We start from the raw sequence: 21,097 nt of genomic DNA, 5'->3' as shown, positions 1-21,097 counted from the left end.
ACGGGGGCTCGCGACACCGTTGCGTAACGGTTCGGTCGGGGCCCCCGTCGCCAGCGTCTCACCAGGAACGGCTGCCGTACACTGGCCCGGACGGACATTCGGAGGAGTACGTGCCAGAAGGTGTGACCGCGGGGATCACCCTCCTCGCCAACCGCTACGAGATCGGTGAAGTCATCGGTCGGGGCGGCATGGCCACTGTGCATCTGGGCAACGACACGCGCCTCGGACGCAAGGTGGCGGTGAAGCTGCTGAAGCCGAGCCTCGCCAACGACCCCGCCTTCCGCACCCGTTTCCGGCAGGAAGCGCAGGCCGCGGCGCGCATGGCGCACCCGACGATCGTCCGCGTCTACGACGCCGGCGAAGAGACGGTCACCGAGACCTCGGGCGCCGAGGTGCAGGTGCCCTTCATCGTCATGGAGTACGTCGAGGGACGGCCGGTCTCCGACATCATCAGCGACGGGCCGGTGGCGCCGGACGAAGCCGTCCGCATCACCGAGGGCATCCTCACGGCGCTCGAGTACTCCCACCGTGCCGGCGTCGTCCACCGCGACATCAAGCCCGCCAACGTCATGGTCACGCACTCCGGCCAGGTCAAGGTCATGGACTTCGGCATCGCCCGGGCCATCACCGACACCTCGGCGACGGTCGCGCAGACCACCTCGATCCTCGGCACCGCGTCCTACTTCTCCCCGGAGCAGGCGCGTGGTGAGACCGTGGACGCCCGCACCGACGTCTACTCCACCGGCGTCGTGCTGTTCGAGCTCCTCACCGGTCGGGCGCCGTTCATCGGGGACTCCCCGGTCGCGGTGGCCTACCAGCACGTCAGTGAGCAGCCGGTCGCCCCGTCGACCCTCTCACCCGGGGTCTCGCCCGCGCTCGACGCCGTCACCCTGCACGCCCTGGTGAAGGACCGCACGCGTCGCTACCAGAACGCCGCCGAGTTCCGCACAGAGCTCCAGCAGGCCGCCGCGGGACACGTGCCCGCGTCGACCCGCAAGCTGCAGCAGCACGCCGCGCACGACGCCTCGACCGTCCTGTTCGGGGTCAACCCGCGCACGACGTCGAACCCGGCGGTCGCCTTCCGCGAGCTCGACGACGACACCGCCGAGCACCGTCCGCAGCGCACCCAGAACCGTCCGCCGGTCGCGTGGATCTGGGTCGGCATCCTCCTCACCGCCGCGGTCATCGTCGCGGTCGTGTTCTTCGTCGCCAACCTGCAGCCCGGCAAGCCGCCGGTGTCGTCGTCGGTCAGCGTCCCGAACGTCGCGGGTGCGACCTACGACTCGGCCGAGTCGGCGTTGCAGAAGCGCGACCTCGTTCCGGTCAAGGTGGAGGAGAACTCCGACGACGTCGACAAGGGCACGGTCATCAGGACGGAGCCGGGTGCCGGCACGAACGTGGGGCGCAGCCAGAACATCCGTGTGATCGTCTCGCTCGGTCCGCAGCAGATCGCCATCCCCGACCTCGCCAGCCAGTCGCAGGACGCAGCCGAGAAGGCGCTCAAGGCCGCCGGCTTCGCGATCGGGGCCATCAACTCCGACTACTCACCGGACGTGCCCGAGGGCACCGTGATGAGCAGCGACCCGGCCGCGGCCACCCAGCACACCAAGGGCACCGTGGTGAACCTGACCGTGTCGAACGGCAAGGTCCAGCTGCCGAACGTCACCCAGCAGCCGTTCTCGACGGCCAACACGACGCTCGCCGGTCTCGGCCTCAAGGTCACGCCCGCGCCGTCCTACTCGTGCACCGGCGGGATCGTCACGCAGCAGAGTGCACCCGAGGGCGACGTGCCCCAGGGCAGCACCATCACGCTGACGTACTGCGCGGGCTCGGACCAGCCGTCGCAGCCGCCGGCCTCCAGCGGCGGAGACGGCAACCCGGGCGGCGGCGGCGACGGCGGCGACGGCGGGAACGACGGCCAGTAGCGGTCGCTGAACCGGCCGCGTCCGGAACTGGGCGGATCGCCGAGGGCGAGTGGCACCTCCAGTCCGTCCTGCGGCGGTCTGTCGGCCTGTCGGGCGCCGTGCGTGCCTGGAGGCGCGGATCACCACCGTCGCGCCGCTCCCGGCGCGCGGATGGTGCGTCAGGCGCGGTGCGCCGCGATGAGCGGGTTCAGACCGGTCGCTCGCTCGGCCGCACCCTGGAGCCCGGTGGTCTCGAGCCAGTTGCCGACCATGCGGTAGCCACCCTCGGTGAGGACGGACTCCGGGTGGAACTGCACGCCGTAGACGGGGTGCTCGCGGTGCTGGACGCCCATGATCACGCCACCGCCCGTCCGCGCCGTGACGGTGAGCTCGTCGGGGACGGTGCCGTCCACGATCGCGAGGGAGTGGTAGCGCGTCGCCGTGAAGGGGTGCGGAACCCCGGTGAAGAGCGCGCTGTCGTCGTGGTCCACCTGCGAGGTCTTGCCGTGCATGAGCTCGTCCGCGTGGGTCACGGTCGCGCCCAGCGCCTCGGCGATCGCCTGGTGCCCGAGGCAGACACCGAGCAGCGGCTTGTCGGCGGCGATGGCCGCGTGGACCGTCGCGATCGACACACCCGCGTCCGCCGGCGTGCCGGGTCCGGGTGACAGCAGCACGCCGTCGTACTCGGCGATGCGGTCTGCGATCTCGGACTCCGGGAAGGCGTCGTTCCGCACGACGTCGGTCTCGGCGCCGAGCTGCTGGACGTAGCCGTTCAGCGTGTAGACGAAGCTGTCGTAGTTGTCGACGACGAGGATCTTGGTCATGTCGGTCCACCGTACTCGTGCGGGATGTGTGGGGGTGTCTGAGAGTCTTCCCACACACGTGGTCACGGTAGGATACCGGCCATGGCCAAGGACAAGGACCGCACCAAGCCCGCCCGGAGGACCCGAGCCGACTCGGTCGACACCGCGGGGGACCAGCCGAACCCCGTCTGGTTCAAGCCGGTCATGTTCGGCTTCATGCTCATCGGGCTCGCCTGGGTGATCGTCTTCTACATCTCGAACACGACCCTGCCGGTTCCGTCGCTCGGGTCGTGGAACATCCTGATCGGCTTCGGCATCATGTTCGTCGGCTTCCTCATGACCACCCGCTGGCGCTAGTCCACCGGTCAGCTGCTCCTCGACGCCCGTCGCACCTCCTGGTGCGGCGGGCGTCGTCGTTTTCCTCAGTTGTCCACAAGGGAAGTGGCGGGCACGAGTCGTCTGCGGCTGTTTCCTGCCTGTTGTCCACAGTTGTCCACACTCTCCACACACTCATCCACACCCGTGTCCGGGACTTATCCACAGCTTCGTCCACAGTGGGGATAATCACACGCGTGTAACTCACCGTTTTGTCCACACCTGTGGATAACTCGCTCGTGCACGCGTGGAAAAGCACAACGCGGTTCCCGACGCGGTGAACGACGAACGCCCCATCACGTGTGCGACGGGGCGTTCGAGGAACTGGTGCTGTGACTCAGAGGCCGTAGACGGTGAGTCCCCCGATGTGGACGAAGGCGGCGAAGATCCCCGCGACGAGGACTACGGCCTCAGCGACGAGCAGCCCGATCTGGAGCCCCCGCTGCCGGACGTTGCGCGTCTTCGAGAACACGAACCCGGTGATGAACCCGAGGACGATGCCACCGACGTGCGCCTGCCAGGAGATGTTCGTTCCCGGCAGGAACCCGACGACGAGGTTGAGGCCCATGATCACGAGGAGCTGCACGGCGTTGTAGCCGAGGCTCCGCTGGATCACGAAGAACGCCGCGAACAGACCGAAGATCGCACCCGAGGCGCCGACCACCTGCGTGCCCGGGCTCAACCACGACACCGCGAGGTCACCGCCCAGACCGGCCAGGAAGTAGAGCGCGACGAACCGCCACGTCCCGAGGATGTTCTCGAGCATCCGTCCGAAGATCCACACCGCCCACATGTTGAACAGGATGTGGAGGAACGACGAGTGCACGAACAACCCGGTGACGAGTCGCCACGGTTGGGTGCCGACGAGTGGGGTGTAGTAGCTCAGCCAGAGGTTGACGTAGCCGCCGGTGACCTGGTTGAGCAACCACAGCACGACCGAGATGCCGACGATGACGACCGTCGCCTTCTGGTCGAGCATGGCGAACCTCCGCCGGGCGACCGTGAAGCCACTCGGCCCGGTCGCCCGACGGTTCGCCTGGAACTGTGCACGCTGCTCACGCACGCACTCCGGGCAGTGCACCCCGACGGCCGCCGGCGTCTGGCACTCCGGGCAGATGGTCCGCCCGCACCGCTGGCAGAGCACGAAGCTCTGCCGATCGGGATGCCGGTAGCAGGTGTTGGTCGAGGTGTACGCCGGATCGCTCACGTGGTGGCTCAGACGTCCTCGACGTCGATGCTCTGGATGACGACGTCCTCGAGCGGCTTGTCACGGCCGTCGGTCGCCACGCCCTCGATCGCGTCGACCACGGCACGGGACTCGTCGTCCGCGACCTCGCCGAAGATGGTGTGCTTGCCCTGCAGCCACGGCGTCGCCACCGTGGTGATGAAGAACTGCGAGCCGTTGGTGCCGCGACCGCCCTGGATGCCGGCGTTCGCCATCGCGAAGATGTACGGGTTCTGGAAGGTGAGCTCCGGGTGGATCTCGTCGTCGAAGCGGTAGCCCGGACCACCGATGCCCTGGCCGAGCGGGTCGCCGCCCTGGATCATGAAGTCCTTGATGATGCGGTGGAAGACGACACCGTCGTAGAGCTTGTCCGTCGAGACCTTGCCGGTGCCGGGGTGGGTCCACTCCTGCTTGCCGGTCGCGAGGTCGACGAAGTTCTTGACGGTCTTGGGAGCGTGGTTGCCGAACAGGTTGACGCGGATGTCGCCCTTGTTCGTGTGGATCGTTGCGACAGCGGTGTGCAGAGACATGTTCCGATTCTCGCATGTACTGCTGACGGTCAGACCGTTCCCACAGCTGCGGTTCCGTGACCTGTCAGGTAGTCCGGTGGCAGGATGGGTGGCACGCCGTTCCGATGGAGGTACCAGATGACGACGATCGAGATCCCGCGAAAGCGCCGGAAGCAGATCAAGAAGCTCAAGGGCCAGACCGCCTCGCTCCTCGGAGAGCAGCGCAAGGTCCTCGAGCACGCGAACTCGATCCTTGCGGAGGCGCGGTCCCACGCCGCAGACGCCGCACGCAAGGACATCGCACCGCGCGTGCAGAACGCGATCGACAACGGCATCCGGCCGGCTGTCGCCACGGGCGTGCACGCCGCGACGAGTGCAGCCCAGAACGCCTCGCACCGTTTCCAGTCCGAGGTCGTCCCCGGACTGGTCGCCACGGCGGGTTCGGTCCTGAGCGTGGGCGACCTCGCGAAGGACCCGCGCGTCAAGAAGATCGTGAAGAACGCCCAGAAGAAGGGCAAGAAGGCGAAGAAGGCTGCGGAGAAGTACGTTCCGCACCAGAAGAAGGGCATCGGTTTCGGCGGTGTCGCGCTCATCGTGGTCGGCGTCGTCGCCGTCGCGGGTGCCGCGTACGCCGCGTACCAGACGCTCCGCGCCGACGACGACCTCTGGGTCGCCGACGACGCCGACACGGCGGAGAAGCCCTCCGCCTGACCTCCCGGTTCGTACGAAGGGCCCCGGCATCCCGCCGGGGCCCTTCGTCGTCCCGCTCACGTCCGCCGAGATCGCAGGAAGGAGCTCACACAACGCCAGGTTCCGCCACCTTCCGCGATCTCGCGGCCGACGGCGGTGGCGGTGGCGGTGGCGACCAGCCACGTTGCGGCCGGGAGGCGCGGGGCGGGCCCGATACGCGCCTCCCGGCCGGAATAGAATGTACGGCCGGTACGGAAGGTACGGCCGGAGCGGAATGTACTTCGGCACATCGCATCGCGGAGCGGCGCGCCGAAGGCGCAGACAAGCACGACGGAACGATCCGGTGAGGCGAGGAACGAGCCGAACAAGGGCGACCCGAGTGGCGCGTCGACCCGCGACGAACGCGCCGCAGGGGCGGCGGCGCGGGTGGAACAGAACGAGCCCCTGGGAAAGCGACGAAGTCGCTGACCAGCAGGAGCTGTGAGTGGAGCCTAGGAGAATCGAACTCCTGACATCCTGCTTGCAAAGCAGGCGCTCTACCAACTGAGCTAAGGCCCCGAGACACCCATCGTACGGGTGCCAGCGGAGGATGGTGGGGCTACAAGGACTTGAACCTTGGACCTCTTCGTTATCAGCGAAGCGCTCTAACCGCCTGAGCTATAGCCCCTCAGACCGGATGAAAGCCTACCGTACCGATGCCGCAGAGCGAAATCGAGCGGTCGGCCGCATCCGGCCGGGTGTGTCAGTTGTTCGTGAACCCGACGAGCAGGCCGCCGGTGATCCGCACACTGAGGTTGTAGAGGACGCTCACGATCGCGCCGAGCACGGTGCCGACGACCACGTTGAGGATGCCCACGACGATGGAGAACCCGAGCACCTGGCCCAGCGAGAACTGGTCCATGATCGAGTAGTTGTTCTGCCCGGTGACGTCCTTCAGCAGGGAGTCGATCTCACCGAACACCCCCGTCTGGTTGAGGATGACCCACACCAGCGCGGTGGCGACGACGATCACGATGGACCCGGCCAGGGCGATGAGGAAGCTGAGCTTCACCATCGACCAGAAGTCGACGTACACGAGACGCAGTCGCACCTGGCGGGTGCCGACGGGTCGCTTCGCCTTCTTCTGGAGCTTCTCGGCGACACTACTCATTGCTTGGCTGGTCCTCTCCGGCCTCGTCTTCGACAGGCTCGGTGTCGGCGGGGTCGGCGGGTTCCGGGGCCGCTTCGTCAGGGCTGACCGTCTCCACCGGGCCCGCGGGCTCGATCTCGGCGTCGTCCTGGTCGTCCAGGTTCCGCTCTGTGTTCCGGGCCACCGCGATGATCCGGTCGTTCTCCGCGAACCTCGCGAAGACCACACCCATCGTGTCACGGCCCTTGGCGGGCACCTCGGACACGGCAGACCTTACCACCTTGCCCGATTGCAGCACGACGAGCACCTCGTCGTCCTCACCCACGATGAGAGCACCCACAAGATCGCCTCGGTCGGCAGCCAGCTTGGCCACCTTGATGCCGAGACCACCACGGCCCTGCACGCGGTACTGGTCGACGGAGGTCCGCTTCGCGTAGCCGCCCTCGGTCATGACCCACACGTAGCCGTCGTCCGACACGACCCGGGCTGCGAGCAGCGAGTCGTCGTCGCGGAAGGACATGCCCTTCACGCCGGAGGTCGAGCGGCCCATGGGACGGAGGGTGTCGTTCGTCGCGGTGAAGCGCAGCGACATGCCGTGCTTCGACACGAGGAGCAGGTCGTCGTGCTCGTCGACGAGGAGCGCCTGCACGAGGGTGTCGCCATCGCGCAGGTTGATCGCGATGATGCCACCGGTGCGGTTCGTGTCGTACTCGGTCAGCGCCGTCTTCTTGACGAGTCCGTGCGCGGTGGCGAGCACGAGGTACTGCGCCGCCTCGTAGTCACGGATGTCGAGTACCTGCTGGATCTGCTCGTCCGGCTGCATCGCGAGGAGGTTGGCGACGTGCTGGCCCTTGGCGTCACGGCCGCCCTCCTGCAGTTCGTACGCCTTGGCGCGGTAGACCCGGCCCTGGTCGGTGAGGAACAGCAGCCAGTGGTGCGTCGTCGTGACGAAGAAGTGCTCGACGATGTCGTCGGCGCGCAGCTGCGCACCCTTCACGCCTCGGCCACCGCGGTGCTGCGACCGGTAGTTGTCGCTGCGGGTCCGCTTGACGTAGCCACCGCGGGTGATGGTGACGACCATCTCCTCTTCGGGGATGAGGTCCTCGATCGACATGTCGCCGTCGAAGCCGAGCAGGATCTCGCTGCGGCGATCGTCGCCGAAGCGGTCGACGATCTCCTCGAGCTCGTCGCCGATGATCGTGCGCTGGCGGGTCTCCGACCCCAGGATGTCCTGGAAGTCGGCGATCTTCCGCTCGAGCTCGTCTGCTTCGTCGTGGATCTTCTGCCGCTCGAGGGCGGCGAGGCGGCGGAGCTGGAGCTCGAGGATCGCGCGGGCCTGGATCTCGTCGACGGACAGCAGGTCCATCAGGCCGGTACGGGCCTCTTCCACGTCGGGCGACCGGCGGATGAGGGCGATGACCTCGTCGAGGGCGTCGAGGGCGGCGAGGTAGCCGCGCAGGATGTGCGCACGCTTCTCGGCCTCGCGCAGCCGGTACTGGGTGCGGCGGACGATGACGTCGATCTGGTGGTCCACCCACGCCGAGATGAAGCCGTCGAGCGCGAGGGTGCGCGGGACGCCGTCGACGATCGCGAGCATGTTCGCACCGAAGTTCTCCTGCAGCTGCGTGTGCTTGTACAGGTTGTTCAGCACGACCTTGGCGACCGCGTCGCGCTTCAGCACGATGACGAGGCGCTGACCGGTACGACCGGAGGTCTCGTCACGGATGTCCGCGATGCCGGAGAGCTTGCCGTCCTTGACACCCTCGGCGATGCGGATCGCCAGGTTGTCCGGGTTGACCTGGTACGGCAGCTCCGTGACGACCAGGCACGTGCGGCCCTGGATCTCCTCGACGTTGACGACCGCGCGCATGGTGATCGAGCCACGGCCGGTGCGGTACGCGTCCTGGATGCCCTTGGTACCGAGGATCTGCGCGCCGGTCGGGAAGTCCGGGCCCTTGATCCGCTGCATGAGCGCCCCGAGGAGCTCCTCACGCGTGGCATCGGGGTGCTCGAGCGCCCACTTCGCGCCGGCGGCGACCTCGCGCAGGTTGTGCGGCGGGATGTTCGTGGCCATGCCGACCGCGATGCCCACCGAACCGTTGACGAGCAGGTTCGGGAAGCGCGCCGGCAGGATCGCCGGTTCCTGGGTGCGACCGTCGTAGTTGTCCTGGAAGTCGACGGTGTCCTCGTCGATGTCCCGGACCATCTCCATGGCGAGCGGCGCCATCTTGGTCTCGGTGTACCGCGGAGCAGCGGCACCGTCGTTGCCCGGCGAGCCGAAGTTGCCCTGGCCGAGCGCGAGCGGGTAGCGCAGGGACCACGGCTGCACGAGACGGACGAGCGCGTCGTAGATCGCGCTGTCACCGTGCGGGTGGAACTGTCCCATCACGTCGCCGACGACGCGCGAGCACTTCGAGAACGCGCGGTCCGGGCGGTAGCCGCCGTCGAACATGGCGTAGATCACGCGGCGGTGCACCGGCTTCAGTCCGTCGCGGACCTCCGGCAGTGCACGACCGACGATGACCGACATCGCGTAGTCGAGGTACGACCGCTGCATCTCGAGCTGCAGGTCGACCTGGGAGATGCGGTCACCGGAGACGACGATGTCCCCGCTGTCGCCGTGGACGATCTCCGGCTGCTCGTCGGCGCCGTTCTCGTTGTCGTCAGCCATGTGGCTTGGTCACCTTTCTGGTGGCCCTCCGGGCGTCGGCCTGGAGGCACTGGTTCCGTTCGTCGCGCCGGGCGCGACGACAGGTGGTCGGGCCTGGTCGACGCGGCTCGCACCGCGCCTCCAGGCCGAGATCAGATGTCCAAGAACCGGACGTCCTTGGCGTTCTGCTGGATGAACTGGCGACGGGACTCGACGTCCTCGCCCATCAGCGTCGCGAAGACACTGTCGACCGCAGCCGCGTCCTCGAGCGTGACCTGCAGGAGCGTCCGGGTGTCCGGGTTCATCGTGGTGTCCCACAGCTCCTTGTAGTCCATCTCGCCGAGGCCCTTGTAGCGCTGGATCCCGTTGTCCTTCGGGATGCGCTTGCCGGCGGCGAGACCCGCGGCCATCAGGGCATCGCGCTCGCGGTCGCTGAACACGTACTCGTGTGCCGAGTTCGACCACTTGAGGCGGTACAGCGGCGGCTGCGCGAGGTACACGTAGCCGCGCTCGATGAGCGGCCGCATGTAGCGGAACAGCAGCGTGAGCAGCAGCGTCGTGATGTGCTGGCCGTCGACGTCGGCATCGGCCATCAGCACGATCTTGTGGTACCGGGCCTTGTCCGGGTCGAAGTCCTCACCGATGCCGGCACCGAAGGCCGTGATCATCGACTGGATCTCCTGGTTGGCCAGGGCACGGTCGAGGCGGGCCTTCTCGACGTTCAGGATCTTGCCGCGCAGCGGCAGGATCGCCTGCGTCATCGGGTTCCGACCCTGCACGGCGGAACCGCCGGCGGAGTCACCCTCGACCATGAAGATCTCGGAGACGGTCGGGTCCTTCGACTGGCAGTCCTTCAGCTTGCCCGGCATCCCGCCGGACTCGAGGAGACCCTTGCGACGGGTGGTCTCGCGCGCCTTGCGGGCGGCGAGCCGGGCCTGCGACGCCTGGATCGCCTTGCGGACGACGTCGCGCGCCTGGGTCGGGTTGCTCTCGAACCAGTGCGTGAGCTCGGTGCCGACGACGCGCTGCACGAACCCCTTCGCCTCGGTGTTGCCGAGCTTCGTCTTCGTCTGGCCCTCGAACTGCGGTTCGCCGAGCTTCACGGAGATGACGGCCGTCAGCCCTTCGCGGATGTCGTCGCCCGTGAGGTTGTCGTCCTTCTCCTTGATGATCTTCGCCTCGCGCGCGTACTTGTTCACCAGGTACGTCAGCGCGGCGCGGAAGCCCTCTTCGTGGGTGCCGCCCTCGTGCGTGTTGATCGTGTTCGCGAAGGTGTGGACGCTCTCCTGGTAGGAGGTGTTCCACTGCATCGCGACCTCGAGCGCGATCTTGCGCTCCGGGTCCTCGGCCTCGAAGCCGATGACGTCCGGGTGCACCAGGTCGGCCTTCTTCTGCGCGTTGAGGTACTCGACGTAGTCGGCGAGCCCGCGCTCGTAGAGGAAGGAGTCCTGACGGGCTTCTTCGCCCTCGTCCGGGGTGCGCTCGTCCTGCAGCGTGATCCGGAGGCCCTTGTTGAGGAAGGCCATCTGCTGGAACCGCGTGCGGAGGGTCTCGTAGTCGAAGACGACGGTCTCGAAGATCTCGGCGTTCGGCCAGAACGTGATCGTGGTGCCGTGCTCGTCGGACTCCTCGTCCTTGGAGAGCGGTGCGACCGGGACGCCGTCGGTGTAGCTCTGGCGCCAGACGTGGCCCTGCTGCCGGACCTCGACGTCGAGCTCGGAGCTCAGCGCGTTCACGACGGAGGAACCCACGCCGTGCAGCCCGCCGGACACCGCGTAGGCGCCGCCGCCGAACTTGCCGCCGGCGTGCAGCACGGTCAGGACGACCTGCACGGTCGAGACGCCTTCGGCGGCGTGGATCCCGACGGGGATGCCACGGCCGTTGTCGACCACGCGGACGCCGCCGTCTTCGCGGATGGTGACGTTGATGGTGTCGCAGTAGCCCGCGAGCGCCTCGTCGACGGAGTTGTCGACGATCTCCTGCACGAGGTGGTGCAGACCGCGCGGCCCCGTCGACCCGATGTACATGCCCGGGCGCTTCCGGACGGCTTCGAGTCCTTCGAGTACCTGGATCTGGTCTGCGCCGTACGCTGGTTCGGTCTGCGGGGTCTGCTCGCCGGACGAGTCCTGTCGGTCGTCGTCAGATCCGGATGTCATTCGAGGGTGCTCCTGCCTGCGCGCGGAACACCCGCGCACTGCACCCCCCAGTCTACCTCAGGACCCCCTGGTCCGAGGGCTGGAATCGGCCCTCCAGCGGGCGAATTTGGCACCAGAGGATGATTTCGTCTGGTCAACCGTAGGTGTCGCGAGGACCGCGCCCCTGGACCGTCCTGGGACCGCGTTTCCAGGTGGGGGCGTCGGGGCCCGAAACCCGGATCGACTCGACGCCCGCCTGGGGGTGCCGCTCGGCGATGGTCGTGGTGATGGTGCTCCGCATGAGTCGCAGCTGCGTCGCCCACGCCGTCGAGTCGCACCGGATGACGAGCGTGCCGTCGTCGATCGTCATCGGCGTCGAGTGCTTCGCGAGCTCCTCACCGACGACCGCGGGCCAGTCGACGAACAGTTCGGACCGGGCCAGCGGCTCCGCCCACCCGAGCTCCTGCGTCAGGGAACCGACGATGTCGCCGAGGCCCCGGGGCTCACGACCGCGGCCGTACGGCACGGTGTCGACGTCGAGTCCGCTCAGTCGTCGGCGGCGTGCGTCGACCCCGCGTTTCGACGGATCGCCGAACACGGCGCGGAGGTGCCGGTAGACCCGTGAGGGCTCGGTGGGCTTCCAGGGCTTCGGCATCAGGCGCCGGCTTCCGTCACCGGGGTGCTCGGGTCCGGTTCCGGACTGGAGGCACGGGTCGCCTCCGGCACGATCGTCCCGGCTTCGATCCGCACGGTGTGCGCGGCCAGCTGCGGGGGCACGTCACCGAACACCGCGGCGGTGATGAGCACCTGCTCGTAGTCGGCGACCGCTCCGGCGAGGCGCTCCCGACGCGATTCGTCGAGTTCGGCGAACACGTCGTCGAGGATGATGATCGGGTCCCCGAGGTTCGACTCCGCACGGAGGATCGACGCACTCGCCAGCTGGACGGCCAGCGCGAACGACCACGATTCCCCGTGACTGGCGTACCCGCGGGCAGGTAACCCGTTCAGCTGGAACAGGACGTCGTCGCGGTGGGGACCGACGAGGGTCAACCCGCGGTCGAGTTCGTCACGGCGGCGGCGCTCGAGTGCGGCTCGGAATGCGTCCGCTGCTGCTGCAACCGTAACCGGCTCATCCGGTGTCCCGAGGACGGGATCCGTCGCCGCCGCGTCCTCCGGATCGCCGCCCCGGACGCTCAGCACACCGGCGATGGACGCCTCGTGCCGCTCGCCGGCGACGGTCGCGTAGGCCTCGGCCACGAACGGTGCGAGCCGTCGGGTGAGGTGGTCGCGAGCGGCGATGATCTCGGCGCCGAACGAGACGAGGCGGTCGTCCCAGACGTCGAGCGTCGCGAGCGAGCCGGCCTTCGCGCCGGTCGCCCGGGCGGACTTCAGCAGGGTGTTCCGCTGCCGGAGCGTCCGGTCGTAGTCGGCGAGGACCCCCTGCATCCGTGGGGCGATCTGTCCGAGCAGTTCGTCGAGCATGCGACGACGCCCGGCCGGTTCGCCGCGGACGAGCGCGAGGTCCTCGGGAGCGAACAGCACGCTCGTGCAGTAGCGCGGGAGCTCGCGGGGCTTGATGGCCGACCGGTTCACCTGCGCCCGGTTCGACCCCGTGCGGTTGATCTGCACCTCGGCGAGGATGCTGCGGTCCTCGTGCGCGAGCCTCGCCCGGACGATCGCCGCGTCGCAGCCCTGGCGCACGAGGGCGGCATCGGTCGGCACCCGGTGGGAGCCGAGGGTCGACAGGTAGCCGATGGCCTCGACGAGGTTGGTCTTGCCCTGCCCGTTCCGCCCGACGAACAGGTTCGGCCCGCGTGCGAGGTCGACGTCCGCCTCCCGGTAGTTCCGGAAGTCGGTGAGCTGGAGATGGTCGACGTGCACGCGGGCCGATACGGGTCGAGGTGGTTACCTCGGCAGGACTACGCCTTCTTGACGGCGTGACCGCCGAACTGGTTGCGGAGGGCTGCGACGGCCTTCATCGTCGGGGACGCACTGCCCTGACGCGAGACGAAGCGGGCGAAGATCGACGCCGACAGCGCGGGCATCGGCACCGCGAGCTCGATGCCTTCCTCGAGCGTCCAGCGGCCCTCGCCGGAGTCCTCGACGTAGCCCTCGAGCGCGTCGAGCTTCGGGTCCTCGTTGAGGGCGAGCACCATCAGGTCGAGCAGCCACGAGCGCACGACCGTGCCGCGCTGCCACCCGGCGAAGACGGCGGGGACGTCGTGGATGATGTCCTTCGCCTCGAGGAGCTCGTAGCCCTCGCCGTACGCCTGCATGATCGCGTACTCGATGCCGTTGTGGACCATCTTCGCGTAGTGGCCGGCACCGATCGGGCCGGCGTGCGAGAAGCCCTCTTCACGCGGGCCCTCGGGGCGGAGCGCGTCGAAGACCGGCATCGCGAACTCGACGTCCTTGACGTCACCGCCCACCATGAGGCCGTAGCCGTTGTCCTTGCCCCAGACGCCGCCGGAGACGCCGGCGTCCATGTAGCGGATGCCCTTCGCGCCGAGCTGCTCGGCGTGCACGGTGTCGTCGAGCCACTTCGAGTTGCCGCCGTCGATGACGAGGTCGCCCTCGGCGAGGACGGTGGCGAGCTCGGTGATCACGTCGTCGGTGATCTTGCCGTGCGGGACCATGACCCACACGAGCTTCTGGCCCTCGGGCAGCGCGGCCGCGAGGTCGGCGAGGCTGGCGACGTCGGACACGGCGGGGTTGGCGTCGTACCCGGTGACCTCGATGCCTGCGTTGCGGAGACGGGCACGCATGTTGTTGCCCATGCGACCGAGGCCGACAAGACCGATGTGCATGATTTCCTCTTCTGTTCGTCGTCGCGCTGATGCAGGGATGGCGCGTCAGCGCAGTGTTCGGCTGTTGCGCTTACCGCAGCAGGAGATTGGGCTGCAGCAGGTACCGGTATCCGTCCGTGGCCGGGGCCTCTTGCGAGGTCTGACCGGTGATGAGCACCGGTCCCGGCTTGTTGGGGTTCTCCGTCTTGGTGAAGGAGATGCGGACGAATTCGGAGTGCACCGCATTCAACCCGTCCAGGAGGAAGGCGGGCTTCAGCGAGACCACCGTTTCCTCACCGGTCAGCAACGCACTGATCGACTCTGACGCCTGCGCTTGTTCGGAACCGATCGCCTCGAGCGTGAGCCCGTCGACCGTGAAGGAGAACCGGAGCGCTGCTTCGCGCTCCAGGACGAGGGAGACCCGTCGGACCGCTTCGACGAGTTCCGCGGTGTTGATCACCGCGTGGTCCTCGACGGTCTCGGGGAAGAGCCGGCGGACCGGCGGGTAGTTGCCCTTGATGAGCAGCGACGTGACGGTCTTGTCGTCGGCGTGGAACGCGATGAGCTCACGCTCGGACGACCCGCTGATCGACACCGAGACGGTGGACGCCGAGCCGAACGTGCGACCGACTTCCTGCAGGGTGCGTGCCGGGACGAGGGCGTGCAGCGGAGCGGACTCGGTGTCGCCGGTGCGGCCGGAGTCCCACTGGATCGTCCGGACCGCCACGCGGTAGCGGTCGGTCGCGATGAGCGACACGTCGTGGTCGCCGACCTCGAGCTGCACACCGGTGATGACCGGGGTGACGTCGTCGCGACTGGCGGCGACGGCGACCTGCGAGACGGCTTCGGAGAAGGCGTCGCCGGGGATGACACCGGTCTGCGCACCGATCTCCGGGAGGGTGGGGTACTCCTCGACCGGCATCGACAGCAGGGTGAAGTGCGCCGAACCGCAGCTGACCGAGATCTTCGACTCTTCGGTCGTGAAGGTGACCGGGGCGTTCGGCAGGCGGCTCGCGATGTCGTTCAGCAGCCGGCCCGAGACCAGGACGGTGCCCGGGTCGTCGATCTGCGCGGTGATCGACGTCTGCGCCGACACCTCGTAGTCGAACGACGAGAGCGTCAGACGATCGCCCTCGGCGTGGATGAGGACGCCCGAGAGGATCGGGAGGGTCGTGCGCTGTGGGAGGAGCTTCACCGCGAAGGAGACGGCTTCGGAGAAGACGTCCCGGTTGACCTCGAACTTCACAGCTGGAACCCCTGTCGATCGGTTGGCTTGTCCGGCCGCCCCATTGTGGCACAGCGCAGCGGAGGCCGGATTTCTTGTCATCCCGCCGTCCACAAGGTTGGCCCCCTGAGATCCATCGTTAACCAGGAGTAATGGTGTTAACGCCTGTGCACACTGTGGATAACCCTGTTAACACCGCTCGGCGACTGGGAACTACAACCGTGTGACTTGTTGGCGGTGTGTGAGCGGCCTCTGGATGAATGAATCTCATCTATCCACTTCCATCCCCAGTCTCCACAGGGACCCCTCCAGCTGTGAACAACCGGGCGGCGTGTCCTCCACAGTTATCCACAGGCTTTCCACACTGTGAGAAGTCCGGCGCATGGAACCGTCTCAGATGGTGGATGCGCGCGGAAGTGGGCCGATCCGACCGTCGTCAGTCGTGCCTCCAGGCCGGATCGGCCGACCACGTCGTGACGCGACGCGTCGCGGTCCATCGGCGCGGTGCGTCCGCAATCAGCGGTAGCGGCGGTCCTGCTTGATGCGGCTCGTGAGCTCGGTGACCTGGTTGTAGATCGACCGACGCTCCTTCATGAGCTCGGTGATCTTCTTGTTCGCGTACATCACGGTGGTGTGGTCGCGGTTGCCGAAGAGCTGGCCGATCTTCGGCAGCGACAGGCTCGTCAGTTCGCGGCACAGGTACATGGCGATCTGCCGTGCGGTCGCGATCGCCTGCGACCGGGAGGACCCGTAGAGGTCGTCGACCGAGAGCTTGAAGTACTCCGCGGTGTGGTTGATGATGTCCGTCGGCGCGACCACGTTGTCGTCGTCGAGGGTGATCAGGTCCTTGAGGACGGTCTGCACCAGGGCCATGTCCACGGCCGTCCGGTTGAGGCTCGCGAACGCGGTGACACGGATGAGCGTCCCCTCGAGCTCGCGGATGTTGCTCGACACCTTCGAGGCCATGAACTCGAGGATGTCGTCGGGCACCTGCAGGTGGTCGGACTGCGCCTTCTTGCGGAGGATCGCGATGCGCGTCTCGAGCTCGGGCGCCTGCACGTCGGTGATGAGGCCCCACTCGAAGCGCGACCGCATCCGGTCCTCGAACCCGGTCAGGTGCTTCGGCGCGACGTCGGACGTGATCACGACCTGCTTGTTGTGGTCGTGCAGCGTGTTGAACGTGTGGAAGAAGGCCTCTTGCGTGGAGTCCTTGCCCTGCAGGAACTGGATGTCGTCGATCAGCAGGATGTCGATGTCGCGGTAGCGCTGCTGGAACTGGTTCGAGCGGTTGTTCGCGATCGAGTTGATGAAGTCGTTGGTGAACTCCTCGCTCGAGACGTACCGGACCCGGATGCCCGGGTAGAGACTCTCGGCGTAGTGGCCGATCGCGTGCAGGAGGTGCGTCTTGCCGAGCCCGGAGTCGCCGTAGATGAAGAGCGGGTTGTAGGCCTTGGCCGGCGCCTCGGCGACCGCGACCGCTGCGGCGTGCGCGAAGCGGTTCGACGAGCCGATGACGAAGTTGTCGAAGTTGTACTTCGGGTTCAGCCGGGACTCGGGCCGACCGCTGGTGCCCGGGGAGTCGATCTGGCTCGGGACGAACGGGGCCTCGATGTACTGGCGGGGCGCCGCGCTCTGCTCGACCGGCTGCTGCACCGGCTCCGCGTACTCGGGCACGTGCGGCTGCACCGTCGGGTCGACCCGGGGCTCCGAGGCCATGTCCGGGTTCACCGTGATGGCGAAGTTCGCGACCGTGTCGTCACCGATGCGGGAGACGGCCTCGGTGATGGGGATGCGGATGCGCTGTTCGAGCATGCCGCGGGTGAGGTCGTTGGGGACCTCGAGATAGAGGGTGCCGGCGAGCACGCCCTTCGGTTCGACGAGGTGCAGGAAGCCCTGGAGCTGCGGCGTGACGCGGTCGTCGTCGGAGAGGAGCCCGAGGACGGATGACCAGAGGTCCTCGACGGGGTCGGCCGGCATCGTCATGTCGCGCTCGTCTCCTGGTCTCGTTCGTGTTCGTCGCCGCGGGGTCGTCCGCGTCCGTCGCTGCTGTCCCGTCCGGCTCGCCGTGTTCGGCGACCGCCCCTGGACAGCGTTCGACCCCCGGATCGTGCCGGCGGATCGTCAGTGCTCGGGTGGCTCCTTCGACGGCCCGAACCCGTGTCGTCCCGCGTGGTGGTCCACAGGGTTGTCCACAGTCTTGTCCACGACCGCCGCGTGGTCCAGTTCGGGGTGACTCCCCCGTGTTGCCGGGCCGCAGGCGGATCGATCACCCCACTGTAAAGGACCGCGGCGCGTCACACCGAACGCACGTTTTCCCCAGTGTGGATAATGATCGTGCGCGGGCACCCCGGAGCGGTGTCCGGGCGCCGCGTTTGACCTGCCCGCTGCTGTCACGTACCGTTAACCAGTTGACTGCGGCCATTCGGTCGCGCCCATCTGGTCGCTCGGCACCGAGCGACGACACATACGTGACGGCCCGCGCTGAGCTCCTCGCCCAGTGCAGCCGTGTGGAGATCATCATGAGCAAGCGCACCTTCCAGCCGAACAACCGTCGCCGCGCCAAGAAGCACGGCTTCCGTGCCCGCATGCGTACCCGCGCCGGCCGCGCCATCCTCGCCGCGCGTCGTTCCAAGGGCCGCACCGAGCTCAGCGCCTGATCGGGCTCCTCGCCTGATCTCGTCTCCCGGTCCCGATCGTGTTGGCCCGCGCCAACCGGATCGTCCGTGGTGACGACTACCGGTCTGTCGTGCGTCGTGGTCGCAGGAGCGCCACGGCGCACGCCGTCGTATCGGTGGTCCGTCGCACCACGGGCGATCCGTCGATTGACGCCGGGCCGACGCGTTTCGGTTTCATCGTCGCGAAGACGGTGGGCAACGCCGTGACGCGCAACCTGGTCAGGCGTCGCCTCAAGGCGATCGCGCACGGTGTGCTCGCGGACATCCCCCTCGGCTACGACGTGGTGGTCCGCGCACTGCCAGCCGCTGCGCAGGCCGGATGGCCTACCCTGCTCGAAGACGTCTCGCGCTCCTGCGCGCGTGGTGTGGAGAAGGCAGCATGAACCGCAGCATGTGGACCCGGTCGGGCGTGAACCGCTTGGCGTGGGTCGTCGCGTTGCTCCCGCGCAACGCGTGTGTCGTCGTGCTCCGCGCGTACCGCGCGGTGATCTCACCGCTCTACGGCAACGTGTGCCGCTACCACCCCTCGTGCTCCCGGTACGCGCTCGAAGCGATCCAGCAGTACGGCGTCGTCCGCGGGTCCGCGATGGGCGCCTGGCGGATCGCACGGTGCAACCCCTGGGCAGCCGGGGGCATCGACGACGTCCCTGATCGGCGCCGCCCCTACGTCGTCAACCGGTTCGGGTTCGTGCTCGCGCCGACTCCGCAGCAGCAGCCGCAGACCGCGGTCGGGACGCCCTTCCCGGCCCTGCTCCCCCAGCGCACTCGAAAGGCGTGACCGTCCCAATGGACATCATCGGTACGATCCTCTGGCCGCTCAAATGGGTGGTCTCGGCCATCCTCGTCGGCTTCCACTGGATCTTCGAGAACCTCGGCATGGACCCCAGCGCGGGCATCACCTGGGTCCTCTCCATCATCTTCCTGACGTTCGTGGTCCGCGCCGCGCTCATCCCGATCTTCGTGCGCCAGATCAAGTCGCAGCGCCGCATGCTCGAGGTGGCGCCGCAGCTGAAGAAGATCCAGGACAAGTACAAGGGCAAGAAGGACCAGTTCTCGCGTGAGGCCATGAGCCGCGAGACGATGGCGCTCTACAAGGAGACCGGGACGAACCCGCTGAGCTCCTGCCTGCCGCTGCTCATCCAGATGCCGATCTTCTTCTCGCTGTACTCGGTGCTGCACGAGGCACAGATCAACAAGTCGGGCATCGGCCTGCTCACGAACGACCTCGCGGCCTCCTTCGGCAACGCGTCGCTCTTCGGTGCTCCCCTGCACGAGACGTTCACAAACGCCTCTGGCTGGGAAGTCCGTGCCATCGCCGGCTTCATGATCGTCGTGATGACGGCGTCGCAGTTCATCACCCAGCTGCAGCTCGTCGCGAAGAACATGTCCCCGGAGACCAAGGCGTCGCCGATGTACCGCCAGCAGAAGATGATGCTGTACATCCTCCCGCTGGTCTTCGTCATCTCGGGTCTGTCGTTCCCGCTCGGCGTCATGTTCTACTGGCTCGCCTCGAACATCTGGACGATGGCGCAGCAGTACTTCGTCATCCGCAGCATGCCGACGCCCGGCTCCGAGGCCGCGCTCGCTCGTGAAGCCCGTCTCGCCAAGAAGGCCCAGCGTCGCGGTGCAGCGACCCCGGTCCTCGCCGAGGCAGGTGCCGGTGCCGGTGCCGCCGAGATCGAGGCCGTGCGGGTCACCACGCAGCGCCAGCAGCCGGTGGGCAAGAACCGCTCCAAGAAGAACGGGAAGAAGTAAGTGACCGAGCAGGACACCGCGGACGTCGTGGAGACGCCCGTCGAGACGCCGTCCGAGGCCGTCGCCGACGAGGTTGTTGACGACGAGACCCGTGACGAAGCGGACATCGCCGCCGACTACATCGAGGAACTGCTCGACATCTGCGACCTCGACGGTGACATCGAGATCGAAGAGCGCGCCGGTCGCGTCTACCTGTCGGTGACCGACGAAGGCGATGCACTGCGCGTGCTCTCCAAGCCGGACACGGTGTCGGCGCTGCAGGAGCTCACCCGCATCGCCGTCCAGGCGGAGACCGGGGAGTTCAGCCGGCTGATCCTCGACGTCGGTGGCTCGCGTGACGCCCGCGCGACGGAGCTGCAGCGGCTCGTCGACACGGCGGTCGAGCGCATCGAGGCCGGCTCGACGTCGGCAGCGCTCCCCCCGATGTCCTCGTACGAGCGCAAGCTCGTGCACGATCTGGTCGCCGAGAAGGGCTTCCACTCGGAGTCCGAGGGTGAGGGGCGAGACCGTCACACGGTCGTCACCCGATGACGGAGACCGTTCCGCCCGTCCTCGAGACGGAACCAGCGGCTGCGGCGACGCTGTTCGGGGATCGGATCGACCTCGCGCGGTCGTTCACGAACGAGCTCGCTCGACGCGGTGAGGAACTGGGCCTGATCGGCCCCCTGGAGCTTCCTCGCCTCTGGACGCGACACATCCTCAATTCTGCGGTGCTCGCTCCACTCCTGGAGGAACGGGGCCGGGTTGCCGACGTCGGGTCCGGTGCCGGCCTCCCCGGCCTCGTGCTCGCCATCGCTCGGCCCGACGTGCACCTCACGTTGATCGAGCCGATGGAACGCCGCGTGGACTGGCTCACGTCCGAGGCGAGCCGGCTCGGCCTCGACAACGTCGCCGTCGTCCGCGCTCGCGCCGAGGACGTCGCTGACGAGATCGTGGTGGACCAGGTGACGGCGCGAGCCGTCAGTGCCCTGTCGAAGCTCATCCCCCTGACCGTGCCGTTGGTCCGCTCGGGCGGCCAGCTCATCCTCATGAAGGGTGCGCGGGTCGAGGACGAGATGGAGAAGGCCCGAAAGGTCATCCTCCGGAAGCGCCTGACCGATGTCGAGGTGCTCGAGCTCGGAGTCGGTGTGGTCGACGAGACCACGCGGGTCTTCCGGGCTACAGTTGACTGACGCTGCGGCTCGGGCCGGTTCCTCCGGCCGCCAGTGGCTCCGCGTTCCACGTGAAACACCGAAC

General features: G+C 67.7%; 20 protein-coding genes and 2 tRNA genes. 9 read left to right on the top strand and 13 right to left on the bottom strand.

Annotation, left to right across the window (positions count from 1 at the left end; all coding sequences use genetic code 11):
- Positions 1-110: 110 nt before the first annotated feature.
- Entirely contained in the window at positions 111-1,925 is a 1,815-nt protein-coding gene (gene pknB / locus BLT36_RS03055; RefSeq protein WP_302847102.1) for a Stk1 family PASTA domain-containing Ser/Thr kinase, read from the top strand.
- A gap of 158 nt (positions 1,926-2,083) precedes the next feature.
- Here the strand turns inward: pknB and BLT36_RS03050 are convergent, their stop codons facing one another.
- Positions 2,084-2,728: an anthranilate synthase component II gene (locus BLT36_RS03050; protein ID WP_092091822.1), complete on the bottom strand. Its 645-nt coding sequence runs from the start codon at positions 2,726-2,728 to the stop codon at positions 2,084-2,086.
- An 81-nt stretch (positions 2,729-2,809) separates the two neighbouring features.
- Here BLT36_RS03050 and BLT36_RS03045 point away from each other — a divergent pair, with 81 nt between their 5' ends.
- Positions 2,810-3,064, top strand: a complete 255-nt coding sequence (locus BLT36_RS03045; RefSeq protein WP_079237606.1) for a cell division protein CrgA — start codon at positions 2,810-2,812, stop codon at positions 3,062-3,064.
- Positions 3,065-3,419: 355 nt separating this feature from the next.
- Here the strand turns inward: BLT36_RS03045 and BLT36_RS03040 are convergent, their stop codons facing one another.
- On the bottom strand, positions 3,420-4,289 hold the full coding sequence (locus tag BLT36_RS03040) for a rhomboid family intramembrane serine protease (RefSeq protein WP_092091820.1): 870 nt from the start codon (positions 4,287-4,289) through the stop codon (positions 3,420-3,422).
- Positions 4,290-4,297: 8 nt separating this feature from the next.
- Positions 4,298-4,837, bottom strand: a complete 540-nt coding sequence (locus BLT36_RS03035; protein ID WP_070417461.1) for a peptidylprolyl isomerase — start codon at positions 4,835-4,837, stop codon at positions 4,298-4,300.
- A gap of 117 nt (positions 4,838-4,954) precedes the next feature.
- On the opposite strand from BLT36_RS03035, the gene BLT36_RS03030 reads away from it, so the two are divergent.
- Positions 4,955-5,527 (top strand): hypothetical protein, encoded by a 573-nt coding sequence (locus BLT36_RS03030; RefSeq protein ID WP_092091818.1) that lies wholly within the window; start codon positions 4,955-4,957, stop codon positions 5,525-5,527.
- 464 nt (positions 5,528-5,991) lie between these two features.
- On the opposite strand, the gene BLT36_RS03025 is transcribed toward BLT36_RS03030, so the two are convergent.
- The 10 genes from BLT36_RS03025 to dnaA all read right to left on the bottom strand — a co-directional run bounded on the left by BLT36_RS03025 (position 5,992) and on the right by dnaA (position 17,414).
- Positions 5,992-6,064: transfer RNA gene (locus BLT36_RS03025), tRNA-Ala, on the bottom strand.
- Between the two features lie 32 nt (positions 6,065-6,096).
- Positions 6,097-6,173: transfer RNA gene (locus tag BLT36_RS03020), tRNA-Ile, on the bottom strand.
- 75 nt (positions 6,174-6,248) lie between these two features.
- Entirely contained in the window at positions 6,249-6,656 is a 408-nt protein-coding gene (locus tag BLT36_RS03015) for a DUF3566 domain-containing protein (protein ID WP_071291657.1), read from the bottom strand.
- Positions 6,649-9,306: a DNA gyrase subunit A gene (gyrA, locus tag BLT36_RS03010; protein ID WP_092091816.1), complete on the bottom strand. Its 2,658-nt coding sequence runs from the start codon at positions 9,304-9,306 to the stop codon at positions 6,649-6,651. The genes BLT36_RS03015 and gyrA overlap by 8 nt, the downstream gene beginning before the upstream one ends.
- A gap of 131 nt (positions 9,307-9,437) precedes the next feature.
- Entirely contained in the window at positions 9,438-11,441 is a 2,004-nt protein-coding gene (gene gyrB / locus BLT36_RS03005; RefSeq protein WP_092091814.1) for a DNA topoisomerase (ATP-hydrolyzing) subunit B, read from the bottom strand.
- A gap of 133 nt (positions 11,442-11,574) precedes the next feature.
- Positions 11,575-12,075: a DciA family protein gene (locus BLT36_RS03000; protein ID WP_092091812.1), complete on the bottom strand. Its 501-nt coding sequence runs from the start codon at positions 12,073-12,075 to the stop codon at positions 11,575-11,577.
- Complete coding sequence (recF, locus tag BLT36_RS02995; RefSeq protein ID WP_092091810.1) at positions 12,075-13,301, bottom strand: DNA replication/repair protein RecF; 1,227 nt, start codon at positions 13,299-13,301, stop codon at positions 12,075-12,077. Before recF ends, BLT36_RS03000 begins: the two co-directional genes overlap by 1 nt.
- Positions 13,302-13,339: 38 nt before the next feature.
- Positions 13,340-14,227: a phosphogluconate dehydrogenase (NAD(+)-dependent, decarboxylating) gene (gnd, locus tag BLT36_RS02990; RefSeq protein WP_092091808.1), complete on the bottom strand. Its 888-nt coding sequence runs from the start codon at positions 14,225-14,227 to the stop codon at positions 13,340-13,342.
- Positions 14,228-14,297: 70 nt separating this feature from the next.
- On the bottom strand, positions 14,298-15,452 hold the full coding sequence (gene dnaN / locus BLT36_RS02985; RefSeq protein WP_092091806.1) for a DNA polymerase III subunit beta: 1,155 nt from the start codon (positions 15,450-15,452) through the stop codon (positions 14,298-14,300).
- 495 nt (positions 15,453-15,947) lie between these two features.
- Complete coding sequence (gene dnaA, locus BLT36_RS02980; RefSeq protein WP_092091804.1) at positions 15,948-17,414, bottom strand: chromosomal replication initiator protein DnaA; 1,467 nt, start codon at positions 17,412-17,414, stop codon at positions 15,948-15,950.
- Between the two features lie 536 nt (positions 17,415-17,950).
- Here dnaA and rpmH point away from each other — a divergent pair.
- The 6 genes from rpmH to rsmG are packed head-to-tail and all read left to right on the top strand — an operon-like array spanning position 17,951 to position 21,033.
- Positions 17,951-18,088, top strand: a complete 138-nt coding sequence (rpmH, locus tag BLT36_RS02975; RefSeq protein ID WP_019181680.1) for a 50S ribosomal protein L34 — start codon at positions 17,951-17,953, stop codon at positions 18,086-18,088.
- 38 nt (positions 18,089-18,126) lie between these two features.
- Complete coding sequence (rnpA, locus tag BLT36_RS02970; RefSeq protein WP_092091802.1) at positions 18,127-18,489, top strand: ribonuclease P protein component; 363 nt, start codon at positions 18,127-18,129, stop codon at positions 18,487-18,489.
- The gene (yidD, locus tag BLT36_RS02965; RefSeq protein ID WP_368086362.1) at positions 18,486-18,884 is read left to right on the top strand and encodes a membrane protein insertion efficiency factor YidD; all 399 of its coding nucleotides are present in this window, start codon (positions 18,486-18,488) and stop codon (positions 18,882-18,884) included. The genes rnpA and yidD overlap by 4 nt, the downstream gene beginning before the upstream one ends.
- Before the next feature lie 8 nt (positions 18,885-18,892).
- On the top strand, positions 18,893-19,861 hold the full coding sequence (gene yidC, locus BLT36_RS02960; RefSeq protein WP_092091800.1) for a membrane protein insertase YidC: 969 nt from the start codon (positions 18,893-18,895) through the stop codon (positions 19,859-19,861).
- Complete coding sequence (locus BLT36_RS02955; RefSeq protein ID WP_092091798.1) at positions 19,862-20,392, top strand: Jag family protein; 531 nt, start codon at positions 19,862-19,864, stop codon at positions 20,390-20,392. It begins immediately after the preceding gene.
- Positions 20,389-21,033, top strand: a complete 645-nt coding sequence (rsmG, locus tag BLT36_RS02950; RefSeq protein WP_092091796.1) for a 16S rRNA (guanine(527)-N(7))-methyltransferase RsmG — start codon at positions 20,389-20,391, stop codon at positions 21,031-21,033. Before BLT36_RS02955 ends, rsmG begins: the two co-directional genes overlap by 4 nt.
- Positions 21,034-21,097 lie beyond the last annotated feature (64 nt).

Origin of the sequence: Curtobacterium sp. UNCCL20, from assembly GCF_900101675.1 — a bacterium.
Taxonomy (GTDB): domain Bacteria; phylum Actinomycetota; class Actinomycetes; order Actinomycetales; family Microbacteriaceae; genus Curtobacterium.
Note: the sequence above shows the minus strand (reverse complement) of the source record. Positions and strands in the feature narration are given on the sequence as shown.

Excerpts from the sequence above, each read along its gene's own strand:
- BLT36_RS03035 (WP_070417461.1), bottom strand. The coding sequence starts at position 4,837 with ATGTCTCTGCACACCGCTGTCGCAACGATCCACACGAACAAGGGCGAC.
- yidC (WP_092091800.1), top strand. The coding sequence starts at position 18,893 with ATGGACATCATCGGTACGATCCTCTGGCCGCTCAAATGGGTGGTCTCG.
- dnaA (WP_092091804.1), bottom strand. The coding sequence starts at position 17,414 with ATGACGATGCCGGCCGACCCCGTCGAGGACCTCTGGTCATCCGTCCTC.
- gnd (WP_092091808.1), bottom strand. The coding sequence starts at position 14,227 with ATGCACATCGGTCTTGTCGGCCTCGGTCGCATGGGCAACAACATGCGT.
- gyrB (WP_092091814.1), bottom strand. The coding sequence starts at position 11,441 with ATGACATCCGGATCTGACGACGACCGACAGGACTCGTCCGGCGAGCAG.
- gyrA (WP_092091816.1), bottom strand. The coding sequence starts at position 9,306 with ATGGCTGACGACAACGAGAACGGCGCCGACGAGCAGCCGGAGATCGTC.
- yidD (WP_368086362.1), top strand. The coding sequence starts at position 18,486 with ATGAACCGCAGCATGTGGACCCGGTCGGGCGTGAACCGCTTGGCGTGG.
- BLT36_RS03000 (WP_092091812.1), bottom strand. The coding sequence starts at position 12,075 with ATGCCGAAGCCCTGGAAGCCCACCGAGCCCTCACGGGTCTACCGGCAC.
- rpmH (WP_019181680.1), top strand. The coding sequence starts at position 17,951 with ATGAGCAAGCGCACCTTCCAGCCGAACAACCGTCGCCGCGCCAAGAAG.
- rsmG (WP_092091796.1), top strand. The coding sequence starts at position 20,389 with ATGACGGAGACCGTTCCGCCCGTCCTCGAGACGGAACCAGCGGCTGCG.
- BLT36_RS03050 (WP_092091822.1), bottom strand. The coding sequence starts at position 2,728 with ATGACCAAGATCCTCGTCGTCGACAACTACGACAGCTTCGTCTACACG.
- BLT36_RS03045 (WP_079237606.1), top strand. The coding sequence starts at position 2,810 with ATGGCCAAGGACAAGGACCGCACCAAGCCCGCCCGGAGGACCCGAGCC.
- BLT36_RS03015 (WP_071291657.1), bottom strand. The coding sequence starts at position 6,656 with ATGAGTAGTGTCGCCGAGAAGCTCCAGAAGAAGGCGAAGCGACCCGTC.
- BLT36_RS03030 (WP_092091818.1), top strand. The coding sequence starts at position 4,955 with ATGACGACGATCGAGATCCCGCGAAAGCGCCGGAAGCAGATCAAGAAG.